At 39.4% G+C, this 4066-nt stretch carries 2 protein-coding genes; both read right to left on the bottom strand.

Annotation, left to right across the window (positions count from 1 at the left end; translation table 11 throughout):
• Positions 1 to 516, bottom strand: a 516-nt coding sequence (locus tag B5F25_RS20605) for a reverse transcriptase domain-containing protein (protein ID WP_087251716.1), incomplete at its 3' end; no start/stop codon positions are given.
• A gap of 484 nt (positions 517 to 1000) precedes the next feature.
• Positions 1001 to 4024: a collagen-like protein gene (locus B5F25_RS22675; protein WP_162614471.1), complete on the bottom strand. Its 3024-nt coding sequence runs from the start codon at positions 4022 to 4024 to the stop codon at positions 1001 to 1003.
• Positions 4025 to 4066 lie beyond the last annotated feature (42 nt).

Here is a 4066-nt window from a genome sequence, read left to right as displayed (position 1 = left end):
TTCTTGCGCCCCTCGCAGTGCGTCATGACAACCTCTTCTTGGACGGAAGCCGTAGCTTCTCCTCGAGAATTGGCACTCATAGATAGGGGTCAGAACCTGGTTAATGGCTTGTTGCACCATACGGTCTACCACAGTGGGGATTCCTAAAAGGCGCATCTTGCCATTGTCCTTCGGGATTTCTACCCTTTTGACGGGGTTCGGACGGTAAGAACCGTCCATCAAGGAACGGATGAGCGCATCTTTATTGGCTGATAGCCATGAAAACAATTGTTCACATGACATCTTGTCGATACCGCCACAGCCCTTGTTACCAATCACTGCCTTATAGGCTCGGTTTAGATTCGCAGGACTCAGGATTTGCTCGAAAAGGTGTTCCTTGTCGAATGGTACTTCCACGATGTTGTCTTCACATATCCACATGAAAGTCTGCACTCCCTCATACCATTCGGTTTCCGACCTATCTCTTTGAGGGCAGTCATTAACTTCGGATAATGTTTTCTGCATTCGTTCTTTCATTAGGTATGTTTCTATTACTATCGTTTAATTATTAGGTTCAGTCCTTCACAAACCTATCGGCTCGTTTGCTACTATGACTTCTGCTGACTTCTCACGGCAAGCTTTACTCCGCTGATTTCGATTTTTTTTCTCTATTCTCATGCGTCCGTGAGATCTCCTCGGATAAGGGTATTAACTTTCCATCTTATGTCTGCTTCATCTACATTAACCGTTCCGAATAGCGATAGGGCTTTGGTTTGTTGGGCAACCTTGCCCACGGTCACATGCCTTATATGAAGTTTCTGTTCGTCAGACCAGATGTTTGCCGCCAGCTTCCTTCAGATTCCACCTCACGATGGACACCCTTGCTTTTAGCTATATGATTCCCGCTATTAGGGCTCATTGGGGACTTGCACCCGTTAGCTAATACTCATGCCGAGCGTACCTATAAATAAAAAAGAGGATGCTTTTGCATCCTCTTTTTTTATATAACAGCTTATCTATATTACTGTTTGATTACTGCTTCAAATGGAACTTTCATTGTCATACCCCAATTATCTTTAATTACAATCTGAAGTGATACCTTAACCTGACCTTCAGGAATATCAACTCCAGTCTTGAAGTCACGTGACAAAGTAGTACCATTCAATGCTGCATATTTCTCTGCCTCTAATTTGTTAGTAAATTCAACAACGGAATTTGCTTTCAAATATTCAGTTGAATATGATTTAGCAGGAACATTTACTGTAACTTTTCCAACAGAATTGTACTTGATTTTAGCAGAATACTTTTCGAACAGTGACAACAGAGTAGCAGCATCGCCTTCAGCCTTCTTATCTGTACGCTTGTAACCATCTTTTCCATCAGAACCAGCTGTACCATTAACATTTTCATAATATCCACCTACTAAGAGAGACATAAACAATTCACCGTATGAAATTACGCCCTGATACTCTCCAGCGGTAGTATTTCTTACAAGATAATATTTCTGTGAAGGGTTGCTTGAAGATGCATCAATAATTGCATCAGCAGAGAATCCGAAATTCTTCATGTCTTCTAATTCAATTTCGATAGGCAAGCCATTAGCATCGGTAACATAAACTTCACCAGATGTTGCGGAAATAGAAGAAACATCTGTATAGTTAGTATATGAATCAGTTCTCTGGCCACCAGGTACTGTAAACAGATTATATTCTGTACCGGCTTTTGTTCCAGCAGCAAGAACAGCCTTAGTAATTGAAGCTATATCAACAGAAGTTTTCTTACTATCAAGAGTAAGCTTAGTTCCATCAATAGTAACAACTGTTGTTGGTTCACTACTATATACCGCACTCTTAACTTCTACCTCAAAGTCAAAGTTAACCTTATTGTCAGCATTACCAAATAGGCTATAAACTGCCCTGATGTTACGTTTCTTATACAAATGGTTAGTTCCTTCTGATGTTCTTACGCCTTCAGGAGCTACATTTAAGTTAGCACCATTAATCCAATTAACAGAACCCCAACTATCAGATCCGTCTGATTCATTGTAAGCAGAGTGATTCAAATCGACATATTCTACTAATGATGCATAAGCAGGTACTACAATGCCATTTACCAATTCAAAGCTTACAACATTACCAGATACTGTTCCAACAGCCTGCATTACTCCATTTTCTGTATATCCAGAAGCTAGTTTAAACATCGTATCCACTGAAGGATTAGATACGTTCATTGTAGTTTCTGTCTTATATACTACTGTAGTAGAATTTTCAGCAGTTAGGATAATCTTATAATCTCCAGGCAGTACATCAGCAGAAGGCAAAATAAATCTAATTGTCTTAGCTTTGCTATAGTCTGTTGTAGAAGCACCTTGAGCATCAACTACATCGAATGTATATTCGATTTCCCGGTTATCTTTGTCAACTAAAACTATATTCTTTTTAGAAGCTTTCAAGAATGTATCTTTCTGAGTAGCAGTAGTGAAGCCTAATTCCTCAAAGTTCCATTGGATATATTGACCTATTGTAGAAATATTATTGCTTACTTTGGTAGTAGATAAAACTACATTATCTTTAGAAGACAAGCTGCCAGTAGCAGAAATAGAATTTTCTATTTTTACAGTTACTTTGTCGCTATCTGTTTTTCCATTAAGACCCAATGCAATAACATTTACATCAACACTAATCTCTGTTTCATTTCCAGGATTAGCAATAACAAGTTTATGTCCGTCTTTTATAGACAATCCATATTTTTCTACTTGTAACTGATTTGCCAATGTAATAATATATTTTCCTTTATACTCATTTACAAAATATATAGGAGCTTTACTGTTTTCATCAGCTGGTGAAAGCAGGTCTATTTCCGATGAGAATTTAGCTTTATCACCTGCGAAGATATCAACATTATTTGTGATTTCTTGAGGTGCATAGATTGTATATGCAAATGGAGTCTTGACAACTTTACCGTTTGCATTTTCAACAACTAAAGCTGCTGGTTTATCTTTTGTTGTAATATAATTATTACCGTCAAGTTCCTGTTCAACCTGCAGTGTCCAATAGCAATCTTCTGCAGAAGCAGATCTGCTGTACATATATATTCCCGAAATTTCCCAATTATCAGACAGACCTTTTTGTGGATTTGAAACTGTAATTCCATCTATAACTCCATCATTCAGAGTTTGTACACTAAACTTAAATCCATCTGTTAAATCTATATTAGAAGGAGTAACAAGCACAGGAAGTTCTCCACCTTGTTTAATATGCTGATCTTTCTTCAATTCTGCCAATTCAGGGAAAGCTTTAAGAATTTTCTGATAATCAGCGTTAGTAGTTACAGGATTCCATTTTGCATATTCTGTTGTAACATAAACTGAAGGAACTGGGGCTTCAACATTGTAAGCGTCAGAAGTGGTAGGCAACAAGTAAGCCGTTCCGTCTACGTTCAGTTCGATGAAACCTTCTTTTTCTACTACATAGATTTGGGTAGAGCCTGCGTATACGCCTGAGTCAACAGCCTTGTATTCGCTTGTAGCTTCGTCCCATTCCCAAACAAACCAGTTGCCTGTTTCCTTGTCGATGTAAGGAGACTTGCCCGGTTCTCCGGCTTCACCTGCAGGACCTTGTTCGCCAGCTTCGCCAGCAGGACCTTGCTCACCAGCAGGACCTTGTTCGCCTTGGTCACCCTTGTCACCTTTTTCACCTTTAGCGCAAACGCCGGTGTCTACACCGTCAATGATCCAGTTATTGGTAGTGGGGTCAAGCGTGATGACAGTACCCGGTTTTCCGTCTTCACCGTTGATGCCGGTGATGTTCTGTGTAGTACCGTCGTTCATGGTTACAGTGAAACCATTTTCGATAGGAGTAACCGATGATACCCACTTGCCTTCGCCTACCAGCTTCTGCAAGGCTGCGATTGCATCCTTGTTAGAAGTGATTTGCTGTTGCAGGTTATTGATGTCATCATCATAATCCTTACAAGAGGTAAAAGTTCCTGCCGAAGCGAACAAAAGCGCTCCGAACAGCAGTGCACTTAAATACTTTTTTCTCATAACAAATAAAATTTAATTTATAAATTAAAAAACTCAAATCGT

It is taken from the genome of Bacteroides sp. An19, from assembly GCF_002160215.1.
Classification (GTDB): Bacteria; Bacteroidota; Bacteroidia; order Bacteroidales; family Bacteroidaceae; genus Phocaeicola; species Phocaeicola intestinalis.
This window is presented reverse-complemented; position numbering and strand designations above follow the sequence as displayed.